Genomic DNA, 17,396 nt, shown 5'->3' on the forward strand with positions numbered 1-17,396 from the left:
CACAACCTCCGGTCACCGGGTGAAGGCCCCAGAATAGGAAGGCTCCTTGACCAAATCAAGGTCAAGGAGCCTTACCATTTGCGCCGGGGCGATACCCGCGTCGCTACGGCTTGTCCGTACCGACCGCCCACATCGCGAAGTACTGCGCCGCCGCGCCGTACGCCTGGGCGAGGGCGACCCTCGCGCCGTCCACCTGGTGCTCGCCGGCCGTGCCCCGGACCTGGAGCGCCGCCTCCAGGAAACGGAGCATGCCGGAGGCGCCGATCGGGTTCGAGGACAATACGCCGCCGGACGGGTTGACCGGGAAGTCGCCGTCGAAGGCGGTCTCGCCCCGGTCGACCATCTTCCAGCCCTCGCCCACCGGCGCGATGTCGTGGCCCTCCAGCCACATCGGCTCGTACCAGGAGAACGGCACGTACAACTCGGCCACGTCGATCTGCCGGCGCGGGTCGGTGATGCCGGCCTGGCGGTACACGTCCCACGCGCAGTCGACGCCGGCCTGCGGGCGGATCGGGTCGCGGCCGTTGAAGGACGACGGCTCGGAGCGCATCGAGGTGCCCAGGACCCAGGCCGGCGCCCGCCCGTCGGCCGCGGCCGCGTCGCCGCCCGCCTCGTCGGTGAGCACGATCGCGCCGGCGCCGTCGGAGGACGGGCACGACTCCAGGAAGTGCAGGGGGTCCCACATCATCGGCGACTCGCGGACCTTGTCGATCGAGATGTCCTTGAGCTGGAGGTGCGCGTACTCGTTGCGCAGCGCGTTCTGCCGGTCCTTGACCGCCACCTGCCAGCCGATGTGCTCGGGCGCGCCGGACTTGCGGATGTACGCGCGAATCCACGGCGCGAACGCGCCGCCCGCGCCGATCGAGCCGGACTTGCCGCCGCCCAGGCCGAATTGCGCGTTCCCCTCGGACTGCTTCTCCCACGCGACCGCCAGCACCCGCCTGTGCACGCGGCTGCTGATCAGGTGGGAGGCCACGACCGCGGTGGATCCGCCCACGCTGCCGGCGGTGTGTACCCGGAACACCGGCTTGCCGGCGCCGCCGAGCGCGTCCGAGAGGTAGAGCTCGGGCTTCATCACGCCCTCGAAGATGTCGGGCGCCTTCCCGATCACCACCGCGTCGATGTCGCTCCAGGTCATCCGCGCGTCGTCGAGCGCGCGCCGGGCGGCCTCGCGGACGAGCCCGGCGATCGACAGGTCGTCGCGCCGCTTCTTGTGCTTGGTCTGGCCGATGCCGACGACGGCAACGCGCTCATGGGTCATCGGTTGTCACCTTCCAGGACGCAGACGAGGTTCTGCTGGAGTGCCGGGCCCGAGGTGGCGTGCCCGAGCGTGCGCGAGCGCCCGTCGGCGAGGATCGCCTCGGCCGCGTCGGCGATCCGGACCAGGCCGGTGGCCATCAGCGGGTTGCCGGTGAGCGCGCCGCCGGAGGGGTTGATCAGGACGCCGTCGGCCAGGCCGAGCGACTGCCGCAGGATCACCTCCTGCGCGGTGAACGGCGCCATCAGCTCGGCCACTTCGACGCCGGCCACGCCGCCGGCGCGCGCCGCGGCGAGCCGGGTGGAGGCGGAGTCGGTCAGGTCGCGCAGGGCCGGGTTGTGCACCTCGCTGCGGTGGTCGATCCCGGTGATCCAGGCCGGGCGCTCGGTCAGTTCGGCGGCCCGCGGGCCGCGCACGAGGACCACCGCGCAGGCGCCGTCCGAGATCGGCGGCAGGTCGCTTTTGCGCAGCGGGTTGCGCAGGTAGCCCTCGGCAAGCAGCTTGTCCACGTCCTGCTCGGCGGCGCGTACCTGCTGGTTCGGGTTGCCGGCCGCGTCCCGGCGCGAGCGCGCGGCGATCTCGGCGAGTTCGCGCTCGGTGCTCTTGCCGGACTCGATCAGCTGCCGGGCCTGGAGGGCGGCCAGCGAGACCGGGTCCAGGCCGAGCGGCGCGAGGTAGTACGGGTCGAGTTCGAGCGGGTAGATCGCGGCCGGGTCGCCGGTGGAGGACTTGCCCGAGCCCATCGCCACCGCGATGTCGATGTCGCCGTGCCGCAGCCGTACCCACGCCTCGTACATCGCCCACGCGCCGTCCATCTCGACGTGCGACTCGTGGATCGGCGGCCAGGCGCCCATCGCGTCGAGGTTGGGCACGAACGAGAACGTGCCGCCGGAGATGTAGTCGCACGACCCCTGGCAGCTGAAGCCGATGTCGGAGCGCTCGAGGTCGACCTTCCCCAACGCCTCGTCGACGACCATGAGCAGCATCTCGGTCTCGGTGAGTTCCTGCCGGCGTACCGCCGGAAGCTGCGCGGTCGCGACGATCGCGATGTCGCTGTCCTGCCGCACTGCCGTCTCCCTTGTCTCGCCCGCCTTTTGACGTGTCGTCATTTTTGACCTGCCGTCATGTGACGTGTCGTCATCAGAACACCCGGTTCATGTATTGCTCGGCGGGCTCGTCCGGCTCGCCGGTGGGCCGCCAGCCCTTGATGAAGCCCGCGACGGTGCCCCAGCCCTTGCTGGTGATCTCCGCGGCGTCGCGTTCGGCCTCGGGCATCCACTCCGCCCGCACCCGCATGCCGACCCGGATCTCGGACACCGGCAGGTCCAGGATCTGCTGCTGGGCGATCACCATCTCGTCGCCTTCGAGCACGACCGAGGCGCGCGCGAACGGCTCGGTCTCCTTCTGCCCGGGGTACGGGGTGGGGGTGACGATGGTGTAGTTGGACACCACGCCCCGGTCGGGCAGGTCCTCGTCCAGTTCGGGACCGAGTCGGATGGCGTCCACGGAGCAGTAGCCCCGGCCCAGGAACACCCGGTTGCACCGCGGGCAGCGCTGGCCGGTCAGCTTGCCCGCGCGCAGATTGCTCGCGTAGCGGACCAGGGTGGGCGAGAGCACGTCGGTGTAGGTGATCGTGGAGAAGTACTCCATCGTGGTCACCTCCCGCGCCTCGCCGGGCTCGCCCTCGGGGGCCTCGGCCCGCTCGCCGGGGACGAAGCAGACGATGTCGTCGATCCGGCCCACGGGCTCGTCCCGCCAGCGCGGCGCGACCCGCATGCCGGTGTACACGGCGTCCTCGGCGCCCGCGTCGAGCACGTGCACCATGTCGGTGTCGGCGCCGTCCAGGCGGATCAGGACGAAGGCGAACGGGCGCTCCAGCGGGTGCGATTCGATCGGTTCGGCGACCCAGGTCCAGGACCGGACGGTGCCGGCGGGGCCCACCTCGACGAAGTCGCGCGCGAGCTCGTTCCCGGTCTCCGGGTCGTACTCCATCGGCGGCACGATCACCCGCTCACCGGAGCGGATGCCGACGATCCGACGGGCGGTCAACTCGGAGAAGAAGCGGCCCATGACCGGTCCGAGTGTGCGCTTGTAAGGGAACTGGATGGTACTGACGGTCTGTGTCGACACGGTCATCCTCTCGGCCTTGGAACGAGGTCGGCCACCGGCCGAACGATAGGTAAGGTTCCTTGACGAGGTCAATGGATAGCGAAAACATGTTCTCTCCGAGGGTGTTCGAGACCCGGGGGGCAACGCGTCGACTCAGCAGTTTTGGATAAGTTTTCGGCCGGGGGGCGAACTAGCGTTGTGCACATGTTCAACGCGATCTTCCAATCACAGATCTACGTCCTCGACCAGAACGAGGCGCTCGACTTCTACGTGGGCAAGCTCGGCCTGGAGGTCAAGGCCGACGTCGACATGGGCTTCATGCGCTGGCTGACCGTCGGCATCCCCGGCGAGGCCGGCCGCGAGATCCTGCTCGAGAAGCCCGGACCGCCGGCGATGTCCGCCGAGACGGCCGACCAGGTGCGCGACCTGGTGACCAAGGGGGCGATGGGCGGTTGGCTCATCTTCACCACCGCGGACTGCCGCAAGACCTACGAGACGCTGCTGGCCAAGGGCGTCGAGTTCACCGAGGAGCCCACCGAGCGGCCGTACGGGGTCGACTGCGGGCTGCGCGACCCGTTCGGGAACCGGATCCGGTTCACCCAGCCGAACACCTGACGAGGGCGCCGGCGCCCGATCCGCCGCGGGCGGTCAGGCGCTCGGGCGGGACCAGGCCATCGTGAAGCAGGTGGGCACCCGGGCGGCCACCGCCTCCTTGCGATAGGTGCGCGGCGATCGGCCGACGATGTCGTGGAAGGTACGGCTGAACGTGCCGGGGCTGCCGAAGCCGACCTCGAAGCAGATGTCGGTCACGCTGCGGTCGCTCTCGCGGAGCAGGAACATCGCCCGTTCGACCCGGCGCCGCTGGAGGTAGCGGTGCGGCGTCTCGCCGAAGGTGGCCCGGAAGGTGCGGGTGAAGTGCGCCTCGGACACGTGCGCGATGCGGGCCAGGGCCGGGATGTCCAGCGGTTGCGCGTAGGCGCGGTCCATCGCGTCGCGGGCCCGCAGCATGCGGCGGTTGGTGTCCTCGGTGGCACGGCTCACGGGGCCATCCCATCACGGTTCGTCCAGGGCCGGTATCGACTCGCGCCGTACCCGCGCCCACGGCGCACGGCGGCGGAAGGCACCCGTGACTCGCCTTCCGCCGCGGCCTTCGGCGCGCTATCGCGTCCGGCACACCCGTGGCGCGTGCTCGCGCAGGCCGAGAAGTCGGTAGTAGTTCTCCCCGAGCGCGATGTTGCGGAAGGCCCGGTCGCCCAGGGCCCGGTTGATCCGGCTGGTGACCTCGAGTTCCTCCTCGTACACCGCGTAGTCCTTGGCGCGCGAGGCCACGAAGTCGGTCCCCGGGATCGCCCTGGTCGGGTATCGGTCGAGGAACGCGGCGTACTTGCTCCGGACTCCCGGCTTGCCGAAGTAGTTGTCCTCCAGCACCCGCCAACTCAGGTCGAGGGTCAGATCCGGGTACTGGTCCAAGAGCCTGGTCATGATCGCGATGTGCCGGTCGGGGTCCATCGTGGCGAGTTCCTTGGACAGGCCCATGTGGGCCCACACGATCTTGTTGTCCGGATACTGCCGCAGGGTCTCCTCCATCAGGGGGAGGTACTTCGTCTGCTCCTCGTCGTTGCCGAGGTCGGAGTGGATGGTGATCGGGATGCCGCGCTCGCGCAGCACCTTCATGAACGGCGCCCAGTTCCGGATGTTCTCGATCGTCGCCGGTGTGTGCTCGTTGGCGAACAACGCCTGCTTGACCAGGTTCACCTCTCCCGCCCAGCGGAACACGCCGGGGAACTCCTTGTCGTAGAGGCTGATTCCGGGCGGGATGGTCTCCGGGTGGTTCAGGTCGAGGAACGTCATGGAGACCGCGAGTTCGGGATCCTCCGGCTTCGCCGCCGCGTAGTTCGCGGCGTTGACGAAGTCGTTGCGCATGCTCGGGGCCACGGGCGTCCCGGGACAGTCGAGGTAGTACGTGCAGGTGGAGTCCACGGGGAGGGTCTGGCCGATGCCGTACATGCTCGCGTGTCGGACGCCGCTCTTGCGCAGATATCCGTTGAGTTCGTCGAACGGGATCGCCTGCCCGCCGAACGGACGGAAGTGCAGGTGGCTGTCGACCTGCGAGGTGTAGGGCTCGGTCGCGCGGTCGAAGCACTCCGCCGGCGCGCCCGCTCCGGCGCCTGCCGGGGAGGCGATGACGGCCACCGCCGTCAGGGCCGCGGCGGCCACCGCCAGGCGCCTGCCGATTCGTTGCACAGTGATGATGACCTCCGGGGGACACGGCGCCGACCGACAGGTTGGGGCGCATGGGCAGAATGCCGGAGATCAAGCCCTTGATGCCCTGCCCGCCACGCACGTTCATCCGTATGGAGGTGTGGGTCGAGGGGGTATGCGCGGTCTTCGTGCGGCCCGGGCGCGCCGTCGTGTGCCCGTGTGCTCGATGTGCCGGCGGCGCGCTCGTCGGTGTGCCGGTCGGGTGTCAGCGGCCGACGTGCTCGGCCAGGAAGTCCTCCCAGGTGCGGGTGCCGACGGTGGCCTTGTCGAGCGACAGGTTGACGCCCGCGCGGTAGGCGCGGCCGATCTTGCCGGGGATGCGAACCGGGAGGTGGAGGCGGCGCTTGCCGGCCGCGGCGAGGTAGCTCCGCGCGAGTTCGCCCATCGTGTAGACCTTGGGGCCGGTCAGGTCGGCGACCAGGCCCGACGGGGCGCCGAGGGTGAGTTCGACCATGCGCTCCGCGACATCGCGGCCGTCGACGGGCTGGAAGCGCAGACCGCCCGGGTTGGGCACCACCGGGAACTTGGTCATCGAACCCATCATCTTCAGCACGAGTTCGTTGAACTGGGCGGCGCGCAGGGTGGTCCAGGGCAGACCCGACCCGGTCACCGCCTGCTCGGCGCCGAGCTTGGCGCGGAAGTACCCGATCGGCATGGTGTTCGCGCCGATCACCGAGATGTACACGAGGTGCCGCACACCGGCGTCCTGCGCGGCGCGCACCAGGTTGCGGGTCGCCTCGTCGTCGCCCTTGGCGCCGCCGGCCAGGTGCAGCACGGTGTCGACGCCCTTCACCGCGTCGTCGACCCCCTCGTTCTTCAGCAGATCGGCGCGCACCTGCTCGACACCGTCGGCCGAGGTGCCGCCGCGCCGGCTGAGCACGCGGACCTCGCGACCGGCCTCCCGCAACTGCGGGACGATCAGGCTGCCGAGCGTGCCGGTACCGCCGGTGACCAGGATCGATGCGCTCATGACGACTCCTTCGAAACCCGCCCCGGCTCGTTCCGGGGCCTCTGTTTCCTTGACGGAGCCCCCGCGAAAAATGTGACTACGAATTTTCGAGCGGGTCCCGACACCCGGTTCCGGGTGAGTGCCGGGACCCGTCCGTCAGCCTGCGATCGGGGCCTCGATCATGCCGAGCCACCAGGTCGACCGGCCGTCGGTGTGACCGACCATCGCCTCGGCGAGGAGGCGCCGAGCCGTATGCGGGGTGCGGCGCCATTCGGGAAAGCGCCACATCCAACGCCGTACCTCGCCGAGGTTGTGCCCCTCGTCCACCAGGTGCGACCCGACGAAGGCGACCTCCGCCCACCGAGGCCCGAGCGCCACCCGGCCCCAGTCGACGACGGACAACCGACCGTCGGGCCGAATTGGAGGACGAGGACTGGTGGGATCTGTTCGGCGGTGACATCCAGGCAAACTGGGAGTCGTCGGGGCTACGGCGGTACTCCAGTCTCGACCGATCTGGTCTCGCCGGCCTGGCGGGCGAGACGTCCTGGAGCAATGAAGGGCTCTTCGCGCTCCTCCAGGGTTTGCGACGGCTCTCGGAAATCGGGGGCGCCAGAGTGGACATGCCGAGCGTCGAGGTGAGGTTGTAAGTGGCGGACAACTGGTACGGGGGCAACGCCAACGACGACGCCGACCGGCATCGCGGTTGGCTTCTGGGGCACTTCGTCGATCCGGTGGATGGCGGCGTCCGCGCCACCGGCGATCTCGAGGTGAAGTGGGGCGTCCACCCGGCGGGCCAGGCCCGTCCCGAATGGACCGCCGGCGATCAGCGCACCACGATGCTTCTGCTCGTGTCGGGGCGGTTCCGGCTGGACCTCACCGCCGGCAGCACGACCCTGGCACGCCAGGGCGACTACGTTATTTGGGGGCCCGGAATCGACCACTCCTGGGCGGCCGAGGAGGACTCGGTGGTCGTGACGATCCGTTGGCCGTCCGTCCCCGGGCACTGAAGGCCGACCCGGCGCCATCGTCGCGGGGTCAGGGGTGAAACGGCGAACGCCGGCCGGGGTGAACGGCTTGCCCGGCCGGCGTTCGTGGGGGTGCTGTGGGGTCAGACGCTGACGCCGAAGTCCTTGGCGATGCCCGCGAGGCCCGAGGCGTAGCCCTGGCCGAGGGCGCGGAACTTCCAGTCGGTGCCGGCGCGGTACAGCTCGCCGAACAGCATCGCGGTCTCGGTGGAGGCGTCCTCCGAGAGGTCGTAGCGGGCCAGCTCGACGTTGTCCGCGGCGTTGAGGACGCGGATGAACGCGTTGCGGACCTGGCCGAACGACTGCTTGCGGTTGTCCGCGTCGTAGACCGAGACCGGGAAGACGACCTTGTCCACGTCGGCGGGCAGGCCGGCGAGGTTGACCTTGATCTGCTCGTCGTCGCCCTCGCCCTCACCGGTGCGGTTGTCGCCGGTGTGCTCGACGGTGCCGTCCGGGGTCTTCATGTTGTTGAAGAACACGAAGTGCTGGTCGGAGTAGACCTTGCCGGTCGCGTTCACGACGATCGCGCTCGCGTCGAGGTCGAAGTCCTCGCCCGTGGTCGTGCGCAGGTCCCAGCCGAGGCCGACGACGACGGCGGTCAGGCCAGGGGCCTCCTTGGTGAGGGAGACGTTTCCGCCCTTGCTCAGGCTCACGGCCATTGGATGGTGTCCTTCCAGAGGATGTTTGACGTCGCGGACGACGCTACTGCTACTGATCCGGACGTGCAGCAGGCACGCGTAAGTTCCCGAACACCCCGAAAGGGGCCGTCAAGGTGGCGGTGATCACGGGGTGCGACCCGGCACCTGGATATTGACGGTTCGTCAGATCAGCCGTTCAATGGCTGGGACAAACAGGGATACGACTATTAGTCATATCCGCCTCGCATCCAGCTTCGCACCCCTGGGGGCAGCCATGTCCAGCGCAACGACGCCGTCGACCGGGATCGATCAGGCGCGGATGCGCCAGGTCATGGGGCACTTCGCGACCGGTGTCACCGTGGTCACCGCGCTCCACGACGGCGCGCCGGTGGGCATGGCCTGCCAGTCGTTCACGTCGCTCTCGCTGGAGCCGGCCTACATCTCCATCGCCCCCGCGCTCACCTCGACGACCTACCCGAAGGTCCGCACCGCCGGCCGCTTCGTGGTCAACATCCTGGCCGAGGACCAGCAGGAGGTGTGTCGGACGATGGGCCGCAGCGGCGGCGACAAGTTCGCCGGCGTCGACTGGTCGCCCGCCGGCAACGGCGCACCGCGGCTGGCCGGCGCGGTGGCCTGGATCGAGTGCGACATCGCCCACGAGTTGCCCGGCGGCGACCACGTGATCGTGATCGGCGCGGTGACCGCCCTGGATCTGCCCCGCGACGCCGCCCCGTTGATGTTCCACAAGGGCCGCTACGCCCGCCTGGCGGCATAGCCCGCCGGACGCGACCTCAACCGCCGGCGCCCGGCAACAACCCGTCCGCCATCGCGACCGTGACCGCGGCGGTACGGTCGTCGACGCCGAGCTTGTTGAACGTGCGCAGCAGGTGCGTCTTGACCGTGGCCTCGCTGATGTACAACTCGCGGCCGATCTCGGCGTTGGTCATCCCGCGCGCGACCAGCCCGAGCACCTGCGTCTCGCGCGGGCTCAGCGCGTCGCGCACCGGCGCCTTCATCCGGGTGACCAGCTTGGCCGCCACCGGCGGCGCCAGCACCGTCTCGCCGCGCGCCGCGGCCCGGATCGCGGCGGCCAGTTCCACCCGCGGGGTGTCCTTGAGCAGGTAGCCCGTCGCACCCGCCTCGACCGCGCGCACGATGTCGGTGTCGGTGTCGTACGTGGTCAGGATCAGTACATGGACCCCGGGCAGTTCGCGCACGATCCGCCGGGTCGCGGCAACGCCGTCGGTGCCGGGCATGCGCAGGTCCATCAACACCACGTCGGGCCGCAGCTCGGCGGCCCCGTCCACAGCCTGTGCGCCGTCCTCGACGGAGGCGACCACCTCGAAATCGGGCTCGGCCGCGAGCATGCCGGCCAAACCCTCCCGCACCACGGGATGGTCGTCGGCGATGAGCAGCCGGATCACTGCGGTACCTCCACGCGTACGGTCGTGCCCCGACCGGGAGTCGAGACCACCTCGGCCTCGCCACCGACCTGTGCGAGGCGGGCTCGCATACCGGGAAGACCGTATCCCCCCTTCCCCGGCCCCGGTTCGAAGCCCCGTCCGTCGTCCACCACGGTCAGTCTGGTGGCGAACGGCCGATAGGCCAGTTCCACGGCCACGGACCTAGCCTCGGCGTGCTTGCGGATGTTGGCCAACGACTCCTGGAGCACCCGGACCAGCACCACCTGCACGGTCGGGGACAACTCGTACTCGGTGCCGGCGACCGCGAAGGAGGCGGCCACCTCCAACTCCTCGCCGAGCGCGGCGACGGTGCGGCCGAGCACTTCGGCCAGCGGTTCGGCCGGTTCGGCGCCCTCGGCCGGGCCCTGGGCGGCGACCAGCGCACGGGCCTCGGCGAGGTTGTCCCGGGCCACCCGCTCGGCCAGGTCCAGTCGTTTACGGGTGGCCTCGGCGTCGGAGTCCACGGTGATCCCGGCCGCCTGGATCAGCATCAGGATGCTGGTGAAGCCCTGGGCCAGGGTGTCGTGGATCTCGCGCGCCATGCGCTCGCGCTCGACCCGTACCCCCGCCTGGTGGTGCGTCTCGGCCAGCTCCGCCCGGGTGGCCTCCAACTCCTGCAGCAGTCGGCCGCGCTCCTCCACCCGATCGGCCAGCCACTGGACCAGCCGGGCCATCAGGAAGCTGAAGCCGAGCACGACGACGACCTCCACTCCGATGCTCGCCACCGCACCGTGCTCCCAGTGCGCCTTGCGGGCCTGCAGCGCGCCGTTCATCCCGAAGATGTAGGTGCTCAGCAACATCGCGGGGATCGTCGCCTCGACGAAGGTGAAGGTCAGCGGCATCAGCACGTACATCAGCACGATGCCGTCGGGATTGTGCAGGCTGAGCGCGGTGACCGCGGCGTAGGCGACCACCAGGTGTGCTCGGCCACGCCGGTCCCAATCGGTCGGGTCGATGCCCGGCGGCACCATCACCCAGAACGACACGGGCATGACGATCAGTACGGCGTAGCACCACGGCGGTGCGTCGCGTCCGGCGAACTCCGCCGCGGTGATCGCCGCGAGCAGGAAGTAGGCGCCGCGGTAGACGGTGAGCAGTTTGGTCCCGAAGGCCAACTCCTCCGCGTCCTGCGCGACGGCGGTCGCCATGGTCACCGCTCGTTCTCGATCCACCTGAATGTCCTGATCCACACGACCAAGGCGATCACACCCCACGCGGCCAACACCAGGGCCACCCGACCGAGCTCCCACGAGCCCGCCGGCTCCACCGCCCGGAACGAGTCCGGCAGGAAGACCGAGCGCATCCCCTGGGTGAGCCACTTCAGTGGAAACAGCGCCGCGAACTGTTGCACTCCATGGGGCAGTTGGCTGGGCTCGACGAACACGCCCGAGACGAACTGGAGCGCCGTGAAGGGCAGGATGATCAGCGCCCCGTTGGCGCCCTTGCGCATCAGTCCGCTCGCGGCCAGGCCGAGCAGTGTGGCCACGGTCACGCCCAGGACGAACACCCAGGCGAAGGTCAGCCACCGCATCGGGTCGTGCGGAAGGGTCAGGTCCAGGCCGATCACCCCGACCACGAGGAGCAGCGCCACCTGGGCCAGGCTGACCACGATCACCTGGGCGATCTTGCCCAGGAGGTACGCCACCGGCGGCATCGGCGTGCCGCGCAGCCGCTTGAGCGTGCCGTCCTGGCGTTCGGCGGCCACCGCGAGCGCCAGGCCCTGGAATCCGGCGGAGACGATGCCGACCGCGATCATGCCCGCCGCGTGCACCCGACTCTCCGCCACGCCGGTGCCGTCAACCGTGCCGCCGCCGATCAGCGCGAGCAGTACCAGGAGCAGCACCGGCATCGCGAAGGTCACCGCCATCTGCTCGCGGTGCCGGGCGAACATCTTCAGTTCGAGGCGGGTCCGGGCCGCCACGATGGTCGCCGTCGGGGTCGACATCACCGCGCTCCGATCAGGTCGAGATAGACGTCTTCCAGGGACGGTCGGGTCACGGTCAGTTCGGGTACCTCGCCGCCGAACCGGGCCGCGAGCCGGGCCACGTCGGCGGTCGGCTCGGCGGTGGCGAGTTCGTGCGTGCCCTCGGCGTCGCGCCAGCGCAGTACCGATCGGGCCAGGTGCCGGCCGCCGAGCCGCTCGGGGGTGTCCACGTCCACGACCCGCCCCGCCCGGATCACCCCGACCCGGTCCGCGAGGTGTTCGGCCTCGTCCAGGTAGTGCGTGGTGAGCAGGATCGTCGTCCCGGCCGCCCGCAGCCCGGCGATCAGCGCCCAGAACCGGCGGCGCACCTCGGGGTCGAACCCGGTGGTCGGCTCGTCCAGGAAGAGCAGTTCCGGCCCGCCCAGGATGCCGAGCGCGACATCGAGGCGGCGCCGCTGCCCACCAGAGAGGGCGCCGGCCCGGGTGTCCCGCTTGTCGGTCAACCCGACCGCCTCGATCACCTCGTCGGGATCGCGGGGCCTGGGGTAGTAGTGCGCGAAGTGCCGCACGCTCTCCCGCACGGTGAGCCCGGACACGTCCGCCGACTCCTGGAGCACGATGCCGATCCGGGCCCGCCACCGCGATCCGGCGCGGGCCGGATCCACGCCCAGGACGGCGACCTCGCCCGCGTCGCGCGAGCGGTAGCCCTCCAGGATCTCGGTCGTGGTGGTCTTGCCCGCCCCGTTCGGGCCCAGCAGTGCGAAGATCTCACCCCGGCGCACGTCCAGGTCCAGTCCGTCCACCGCTCGATGTGTGCCGTACGCGCGCCGCAGCCCGCGCACCCTGATCGCCGTTTCGGCGCCGCCCGCCTCGCCCGCCGGTGCGGGTGTCCGTTCCGCTGTCATGCCTCGACGATGGCGCAGCGGGGTCGGGCGCCGGGACGTACGAACGACGGACGCCGGGTGTCCACCGAACGACGGACAGCGGTGCGGGAGCGGCTCGCGGGACGCGGACCCGGGCCGGCGGCCGACCGGGGCCGGCTCGGCCGCCGGATACGGGCTCGGCGGTTTCCGTACGCGCGACAGGGCGACGGGCGAACGGGGCGAACCGCGCGGAATGTGACCGGTTCCGCAGTTTGCCGCAACCGGTTCGATGGGAGCATGGCCGAGTCGGGGAATCGTTCGCGAAGGGAATTCGGATGACTGCGCAGGTTGAGGTGACGGCCGATCAGAACCCGTCCGGGGCAGGGGAGTCCACGCTCTTCGACCCGACCGTCGCGGCGCCGCCCCTGGTCGACGTGGCGCGCCTGGGGTTCGAGGGACCGCTGGCGGCGAGCGCGGCCGCGTGGGCCGAGGACGCGGTGTACTGGGAATACACGAAGGCGGCCAACCCGATCGGATCGGGCCACACCACGCCGGTCCCGGTGGAGCGTTTTCCGGCCGAACTGCACACCGGCGGCGACACCCGGGTGGTCCCGCTCGACCTCGCCGAGCCGATGCGGATCGAGGGCGGCCCGGCGACCAGTCCGGCGCTGCTGGCCAACTTCGTCCGGATCAACGCGGGCGATCGGCTCGCGGTGCGGCCCAACGCCACCTCGCAGCTCTACTACGTGCTGTACGGGCGGGGCCTGTCGCTGGTCGGCGGCCAGGCCGTGGAGTGGGAGAAGGGCGACTTCCTGGTCCTGCCCGACCTCGGCGAGATCACCCACCACGCGACGCAGGACGCCGTGCTCTATTGGGTGCACGACGAGCCTCTTTTGCGCTACCTCGGGGTGGTGCCGAGCAAGGCCCGGTTCCGGCCGACCAAGTTCGCCCGCCATCGCGCGGTCGAGGAGCTGACCCGGATCGCCGAGGCGCCCGGCGCCAATGCCAAGAACCGGGTCAGCGTGCTGCTGAACACGGTCGGCCAGGAGCAGACACTGACGGTCACCCACACCCTGTGGGCGATGTTCGGCCTGCTGCCGGTGGACCAGATCCAGCGCCCGCACCGCCACCAGTCGGTCGCGCTCGATCTGATCCTGGACTGCGAGCCGGGCTGCTACACGCTGCTCGGCGACCGGCTGGACGAGCGCGGCGACATCGTCGAGCCGCTGCGGGTGGACTGGGAACCGGGCGGCGCGTTCGTCACCCCTCCCGGGAAATGGCACGCCCACCACAACGAGTCGGGCAGCCCGGCGCATCTGATCCCGATCCAGGACGCGGGCCTCCAGACGTATCTGCGCAGCCTGGACATCCGCTTCAGCGACCGGCGCTAGCTAGGCGTATCGACGGCCGCGCCCCTCCCGTGGGGCGGGAACTCCCTCACGGACGGGCGCGGTCGGGGCGAGGGTCCCTCAACCCTGGGGCGGTGCGGAACCCGCCCGGTCGGTGTGTCCGTCGTCTTCCACATGACGAGGGGGATTCCGTCGCGCGGGCAGGTTGGGGAGCCACCGCGCAGCGATGAGTCGGGGGGCCTGTCCTTCCATGTGTCGGGGCCTACCCGGGTTTTGGGCCCCGACGGACGCGCGTTGAACATCGGACCCAGGCGGCAGCGGGAGTTGTTGACCCTGCTGCTGCTCCGGCCGGGGGTGGCCGTGCCGGTGGAGCGGCTGGCCGAGGAGTTGTGGAACGGGCGCCCGCCACCCGGGGCGCGATCGACGCTGCACGCCTATCTGTCGGGTCTGCGCCGGGTGTTGGAGCCGGGGCGGCGGGCGCCCTACCGCCTGTTGACTACGCGCGATGACTCCTACGCCCTGGAGGTGCCGGCCGAAAGCCTGGACGTGGCGCGGCTGTGCGCGCTGACCGATGCGGGACGGGCGGCGGGCGTGGTGGGGGCGTACGAGCGGGCGGACGAACTGCTGGGCGAGGCCCGCCTGTTGTGGCGGGGCGAGCCGTTCGCCGAGTTGGCCGACCACGACGTGGCCGAGTCCGAACGGGCCCGGCTGGTCGAGGAGTACACCTCGCTGCGCGAGGAGGCGGCCGAGTACCGGTTGGCGATGGGCGCCCACGCGTCGGCGATCGGTGACCTGATGTCGCTGGTCCGGGCGCACCCGCTGCGGGAGCGGCCGAGGGCGCAACTCGTGCTCGCCCTCTACCGATCCGGCCGGCAGGCGGAGGCGTTGCAGGTCCTGGAGGCGGGTCGTCGGCTGTGCGCGGAGGAACTGGGCCTGGATCCGGGCCCGCGCCTGCGCGACCTCCAGGCGGCCATCCTGCGCCAGGACCCGACGCTGAGCGCGCCCCCGCGCCCGCCGGCACCCGCGCCGATCTGCGGGTACCGCCGCACCCGCGTGGCCGGTCGGGCGCATCACCCGCGCCCGCACCGGGATTCGCCGCACCGCCGGCGGTAGCGCACGGCGGACGATGTCGCGGCCACGGCCGCGACCGAAAAAGGACGGACAGGACGGGCAAGACGGATAGGACGGACAGGAGGAACAGGGGAGTCCGAGACCCGGGCATCGCCGCCCGGGTCTCGGACTCGCTCACCCACAGACGTCACCCACAACCTGTGGACAACATTTCCGCCGACCGGCGCCGGTCCGCTCGTTGCGTCAGTCGCGGGACGGCTCGGGCGGGTCGGTGCGGTGGAAGTGGAACGCGCAGTGGGAGTCACCGTGGCCGATGGTGCCGGCGCGGTCGAAGCGCAGACCGTGTCGGTTCGGGTCGATGGCCCGGATCCAGTTGAGGTCGACGGCGCACATCGCGGGCGTCAACTCCGGGGCGGAGTTGGCGACCAGCACGTCGTGGTAGAAGCAGCGGTGGATGTCGAGGAGGTAGCGCCGGTCGTCGTCCGCCGGGCGGACGAACGTGAAGGCCCGTCCGAAGGACTTCTCCTCCCGGGACTTCGACAACGCGACGATGGCCGCGAACGGGTCGGGCGCGGCATCGAGCATCGCCGCGGTGGCCGCCTCGGTGATCGCGCCGAGCGGTTCGACGATCGCGTCCCGAACGAGGGCGATCGTGTCCTCGCGATCCAGGTGCGGCAGCAGGATCCGGTACGCCGCGACCAGCGCGAGGGTGATCCGCAGGTTGTGCCGGGACGGCTCGTCGTCGACCAAGTGCGCGTTGGCGTCTTCGAGTTCGCGGTGCAGCGCGGTCAGATCGCCGACGAGGTGATCCGGCAGCGCCCGCTCCCGGACCGCGTCCGCGATGTACGCGACGAAGGCCTCCAACAGGAGCGCGGTGTCCCGCTCGGCGTTCGGCGTGTACCCGCCGTCGCCGAAGGTGTCGTGGTCGGTGGTCATCATGGTCCTTCCGAGACGGGCTCGGATGCGGGAACACGACCGCACACCGCCGAGGCGGAGCCGCGCCGAACCCGCATACCGAGCGAGCCCGACAGCACACTCCACCGACCGACCCGGCGCTGACGAACTTCGTTGTGAAGATGGCGTATTGCCGGCACAAGCCTACCGACACGCCACCTCGGTGTCCGCGGCCCACTCCCCGTTACCGCGACTGTCCGCCGCGTGGTCGAGCGCATGGCCGCCGGCGATCCCGACGCCGACCCGGCCACGGCGGCGCCGGGTCGGCCGCGCGATCAGTCGGCCCAGGTGTAGCCGACATAGTTCTCGGCGAGCGAGTCCATCGCGGCGGAGGAGTCCGCCACATACGCCAACTCCGCCTCCTGGCACCGCCGATCGAACCCGCTCGCATCCGCACGCGCGTGCAACAGCGTCGTCATCCAGGACGAAAACTGCTCCGCCCGCCACACCCGTCGCAAACACGCGTCGCTGTAGCCGTCGAGCCCCGCCCGCGACCCGGCCAGAAAATACTCCGCACACGCCCGCGCCAGCACCCGCACGTCCGCCATCGCGAGATTCAACCCCTTCGCCCCCGTGGGCGGCACGATGTGCGCCGCGTCGCCCGCCAGGAACAGCCGCCCGAAGCTCATCGGTTCGGCCACGAAGCTCCGCATCGGGGTGATGCTCCGCTCCCGGATCGGCCCCTCGTCCAGCCTCCAGCCCGGCAGCGCCAACCGCTCGCGCAACTCCGCCCAGATCCTCTCGTCCGGCCAGTCGGCGAGATCCGCGTCCGGGTCCACCTGGAGATACAGCCGGCTCACCGCACGCGACCGCATGCTGTGCAGCGCGAACCCCCGCTCGCTGTAGGCGTAGATCAAATCGTCGGTGGACGGCGCCACATCCGCCAGGATGCCCAGCCACGCGAACGGATGCGCCCGCTCGTGGGTCTTCAGTACATCCGCCGGAATCGCCCCGCGCGAGACCCCGTGGAACCCGTCGCACCCCGCCACCAGGTCGCACTCGAGCACCTCCTCCACACCGTCGCGCAGGAACCGCACGCGCGGCGCGGCGCCGTCGATGCCCTCGATCGCGGTCACCGGCGCGTCGAAGTACATCCGCGCGCCCTCGGCGATCCGCTTGGCGACCAGGTCCTTGACGATCTCGGTCTGCCCGTACACGGTCACCGACCGCCCCCCGGTCCGGCTCGGGAAGTCGATGTGCCGATCCCGACCGGCGAAGCGCAGATGGATCCCGTGGTGGACCAGCCCCTCGCGATCCAGCCGATCCGCCGCGCCGGCCTCGCGCAGCACGTCGACCGTGGCCTGTTCCAGCATGCCCGCCCGCTGCCGGCCCTCGCAGTACTCGCGATCGCGCGCCTCCAGCAGCACCGCGTCGATCCCACGATCGTGCAGCAGTTGCGACAGCAGCAGGCCCGCGGGCCCCGCACCGATGATCGCGACCCGTGTCCGCATCCGCCCGCTCCTCGTCCCGCCGCACCCGATCCGCCTCAGACTCGCCCATCGTGGACACGCCCGACCCGTCCGCCTTCCGG

General features: G+C 70.7%; 19 protein-coding genes. 5 read left to right on the top strand and 14 right to left on the bottom strand.

Annotated features, from left to right (window positions below; genetic code table 11):
* Positions 1–103: 103 nt before the first annotated feature.
* Genes B4N89_RS12485 through B4N89_RS12495 form a run of 3 tightly spaced genes read right to left on the bottom strand, consistent with a single transcriptional unit; the run spans position 104 to position 3,394 of the window.
* Complete coding sequence (locus tag B4N89_RS12485; protein ID WP_078975931.1) at positions 104–1,261, bottom strand: thiolase domain-containing protein; 1,158 nt, start codon at positions 1,259–1,261, stop codon at positions 104–106.
* Positions 1,258–2,367 (bottom strand): lipid-transfer protein, encoded by a 1,110-nt coding sequence (locus B4N89_RS12490; protein WP_078975932.1) that lies wholly within the window; start codon positions 2,365–2,367, stop codon positions 1,258–1,260. Before B4N89_RS12490 ends, B4N89_RS12485 begins: the two co-directional genes overlap by 4 nt.
* A 31-nt stretch (positions 2,368–2,398) precedes the next feature.
* On the bottom strand, positions 2,399–3,394 hold the full coding sequence (locus B4N89_RS12495) for a Zn-ribbon domain-containing OB-fold protein (RefSeq protein WP_078975933.1): 996 nt from the start codon (positions 3,392–3,394) through the stop codon (positions 2,399–2,401).
* A gap of 177 nt (positions 3,395–3,571) precedes the next feature.
* Between B4N89_RS12495 and B4N89_RS12500 the strand changes: the two genes are divergently transcribed.
* Positions 3,572–3,982 carry a VOC family protein gene (locus B4N89_RS12500; RefSeq protein WP_078975934.1) on the top strand — a complete coding sequence of 137 codons (411 nt, stop codon included), beginning with the start codon at positions 3,572–3,574 and terminating at the stop codon, positions 3,980–3,982.
* 33 nt (positions 3,983–4,015) lie between these two features.
* Here B4N89_RS12500 and B4N89_RS12505 read toward each other — a convergent pair whose 3' ends face one another.
* From B4N89_RS12505 to B4N89_RS12520, 4 genes are all read right to left on the bottom strand, one after another.
* Positions 4,016–4,408 carry a helix-turn-helix domain-containing protein gene (locus B4N89_RS12505; protein ID WP_201260831.1) on the bottom strand — a complete coding sequence of 131 codons (393 nt, stop codon included), beginning with the start codon at positions 4,406–4,408 and terminating at the stop codon, positions 4,016–4,018.
* 117 nt (positions 4,409–4,525) lie between these two features.
* Positions 4,526–5,611: an amidohydrolase family protein gene (locus B4N89_RS12510; protein ID WP_078975935.1), complete on the bottom strand. Its 1,086-nt coding sequence runs from the start codon at positions 5,609–5,611 to the stop codon at positions 4,526–4,528.
* 223 nt (positions 5,612–5,834) lie between these two features.
* Positions 5,835–6,599 carry an SDR family oxidoreductase gene (locus B4N89_RS12515; RefSeq protein ID WP_078975936.1) on the bottom strand — a complete coding sequence of 255 codons (765 nt, stop codon included), beginning with the start codon at positions 6,597–6,599 and terminating at the stop codon, positions 5,835–5,837.
* Positions 6,600–6,734: 135 nt separating this feature from the next.
* Positions 6,735–6,980 (bottom strand): hypothetical protein, encoded by a 246-nt coding sequence (locus tag B4N89_RS12520; protein ID WP_235618588.1) that lies wholly within the window; start codon positions 6,978–6,980, stop codon positions 6,735–6,737.
* A gap of 245 nt (positions 6,981–7,225) precedes the next feature.
* Here B4N89_RS12520 and B4N89_RS12530 point away from each other — a divergent pair, with 245 nt between their 5' ends.
* Positions 7,226–7,585, top strand: a complete 360-nt coding sequence (locus B4N89_RS12530; RefSeq protein ID WP_078975938.1) for a signal peptidase I — start codon at positions 7,226–7,228, stop codon at positions 7,583–7,585.
* Between the two features lie 101 nt (positions 7,586–7,686).
* On the opposite strand, the gene B4N89_RS12535 is transcribed toward B4N89_RS12530, so the two are convergent.
* Positions 7,687–8,262 (bottom strand): TerD family protein, encoded by a 576-nt coding sequence (locus tag B4N89_RS12535; protein WP_078975939.1) that lies wholly within the window; start codon positions 8,260–8,262, stop codon positions 7,687–7,689.
* Between the two features lie 253 nt (positions 8,263–8,515).
* Between B4N89_RS12535 and B4N89_RS12540 the strand changes: the two genes are divergently transcribed.
* Positions 8,516–9,016 carry a flavin reductase family protein gene (locus tag B4N89_RS12540; RefSeq protein WP_235618589.1) on the top strand — a complete coding sequence of 167 codons (501 nt, stop codon included), beginning with the start codon at positions 8,516–8,518 and terminating at the stop codon, positions 9,014–9,016.
* Positions 9,017–9,032: 16 nt separating this feature from the next.
* Here the strand turns inward: B4N89_RS12540 and B4N89_RS12545 are convergent, their stop codons facing one another.
* From B4N89_RS12545 to B4N89_RS12560, 4 genes are read right to left on the bottom strand one after another with little or no spacing between them, the layout of a single operon-like run.
* Positions 9,033–9,665 (bottom strand): response regulator transcription factor, encoded by a 633-nt coding sequence (locus tag B4N89_RS12545; protein ID WP_078975940.1) that lies wholly within the window; start codon positions 9,663–9,665, stop codon positions 9,033–9,035.
* Positions 9,662–10,852: a sensor histidine kinase gene (locus B4N89_RS12550; protein WP_078975941.1), complete on the bottom strand. Its 1,191-nt coding sequence runs from the start codon at positions 10,850–10,852 to the stop codon at positions 9,662–9,664. The genes B4N89_RS12545 and B4N89_RS12550 overlap by 4 nt, the downstream gene beginning before the upstream one ends.
* Before the next feature lie 2 nt (positions 10,853–10,854).
* The gene (locus tag B4N89_RS12555; protein ID WP_078975942.1) at positions 10,855–11,649 is read right to left on the bottom strand and encodes an ABC transporter permease; all 795 of its coding nucleotides are present in this window, start codon (positions 11,647–11,649) and stop codon (positions 10,855–10,857) included.
* Entirely contained in the window at positions 11,649–12,533 is an 885-nt protein-coding gene (locus B4N89_RS12560; RefSeq protein WP_078975943.1) for an ABC transporter ATP-binding protein, read from the bottom strand. Before B4N89_RS12560 ends, B4N89_RS12555 begins: the two co-directional genes overlap by 1 nt.
* Before the next feature lie 293 nt (positions 12,534–12,826).
* On the opposite strand from B4N89_RS12560, the gene B4N89_RS12565 reads away from it, so the two are divergent.
* Positions 12,827–13,882 (top strand): cupin, encoded by a 1,056-nt coding sequence (locus B4N89_RS12565; RefSeq protein WP_201260832.1) that lies wholly within the window; start codon positions 12,827–12,829, stop codon positions 13,880–13,882.
* 252 nt (positions 13,883–14,134) lie between these two features.
* Complete coding sequence (locus B4N89_RS12570) at positions 14,135–14,953, top strand: AfsR/SARP family transcriptional regulator (RefSeq protein WP_161500705.1); 819 nt, start codon at positions 14,135–14,137, stop codon at positions 14,951–14,953.
* A gap of 201 nt (positions 14,954–15,154) precedes the next feature.
* Here the strand turns inward: B4N89_RS12570 and B4N89_RS12575 are convergent, their stop codons facing one another.
* Positions 15,155–15,850: an L-2-amino-thiazoline-4-carboxylic acid hydrolase gene (locus tag B4N89_RS12575; RefSeq protein WP_235618590.1), complete on the bottom strand. Its 696-nt coding sequence runs from the start codon at positions 15,848–15,850 to the stop codon at positions 15,155–15,157.
* Positions 15,851–16,140: 290 nt separating this feature from the next.
* Positions 16,141–17,316, bottom strand: a complete 1,176-nt coding sequence (locus B4N89_RS12580) for a 4-hydroxybenzoate 3-monooxygenase (RefSeq protein ID WP_078975946.1) — start codon at positions 17,314–17,316, stop codon at positions 16,141–16,143.
* Positions 17,317–17,396: the final 80 nt, after the last annotated feature.

Source organism: Embleya scabrispora (genome assembly GCF_002024165.1).
GTDB classification, from domain to species: Bacteria; Actinomycetota; Actinomycetes; order Streptomycetales; family Streptomycetaceae; genus Embleya; species Embleya scabrispora_A.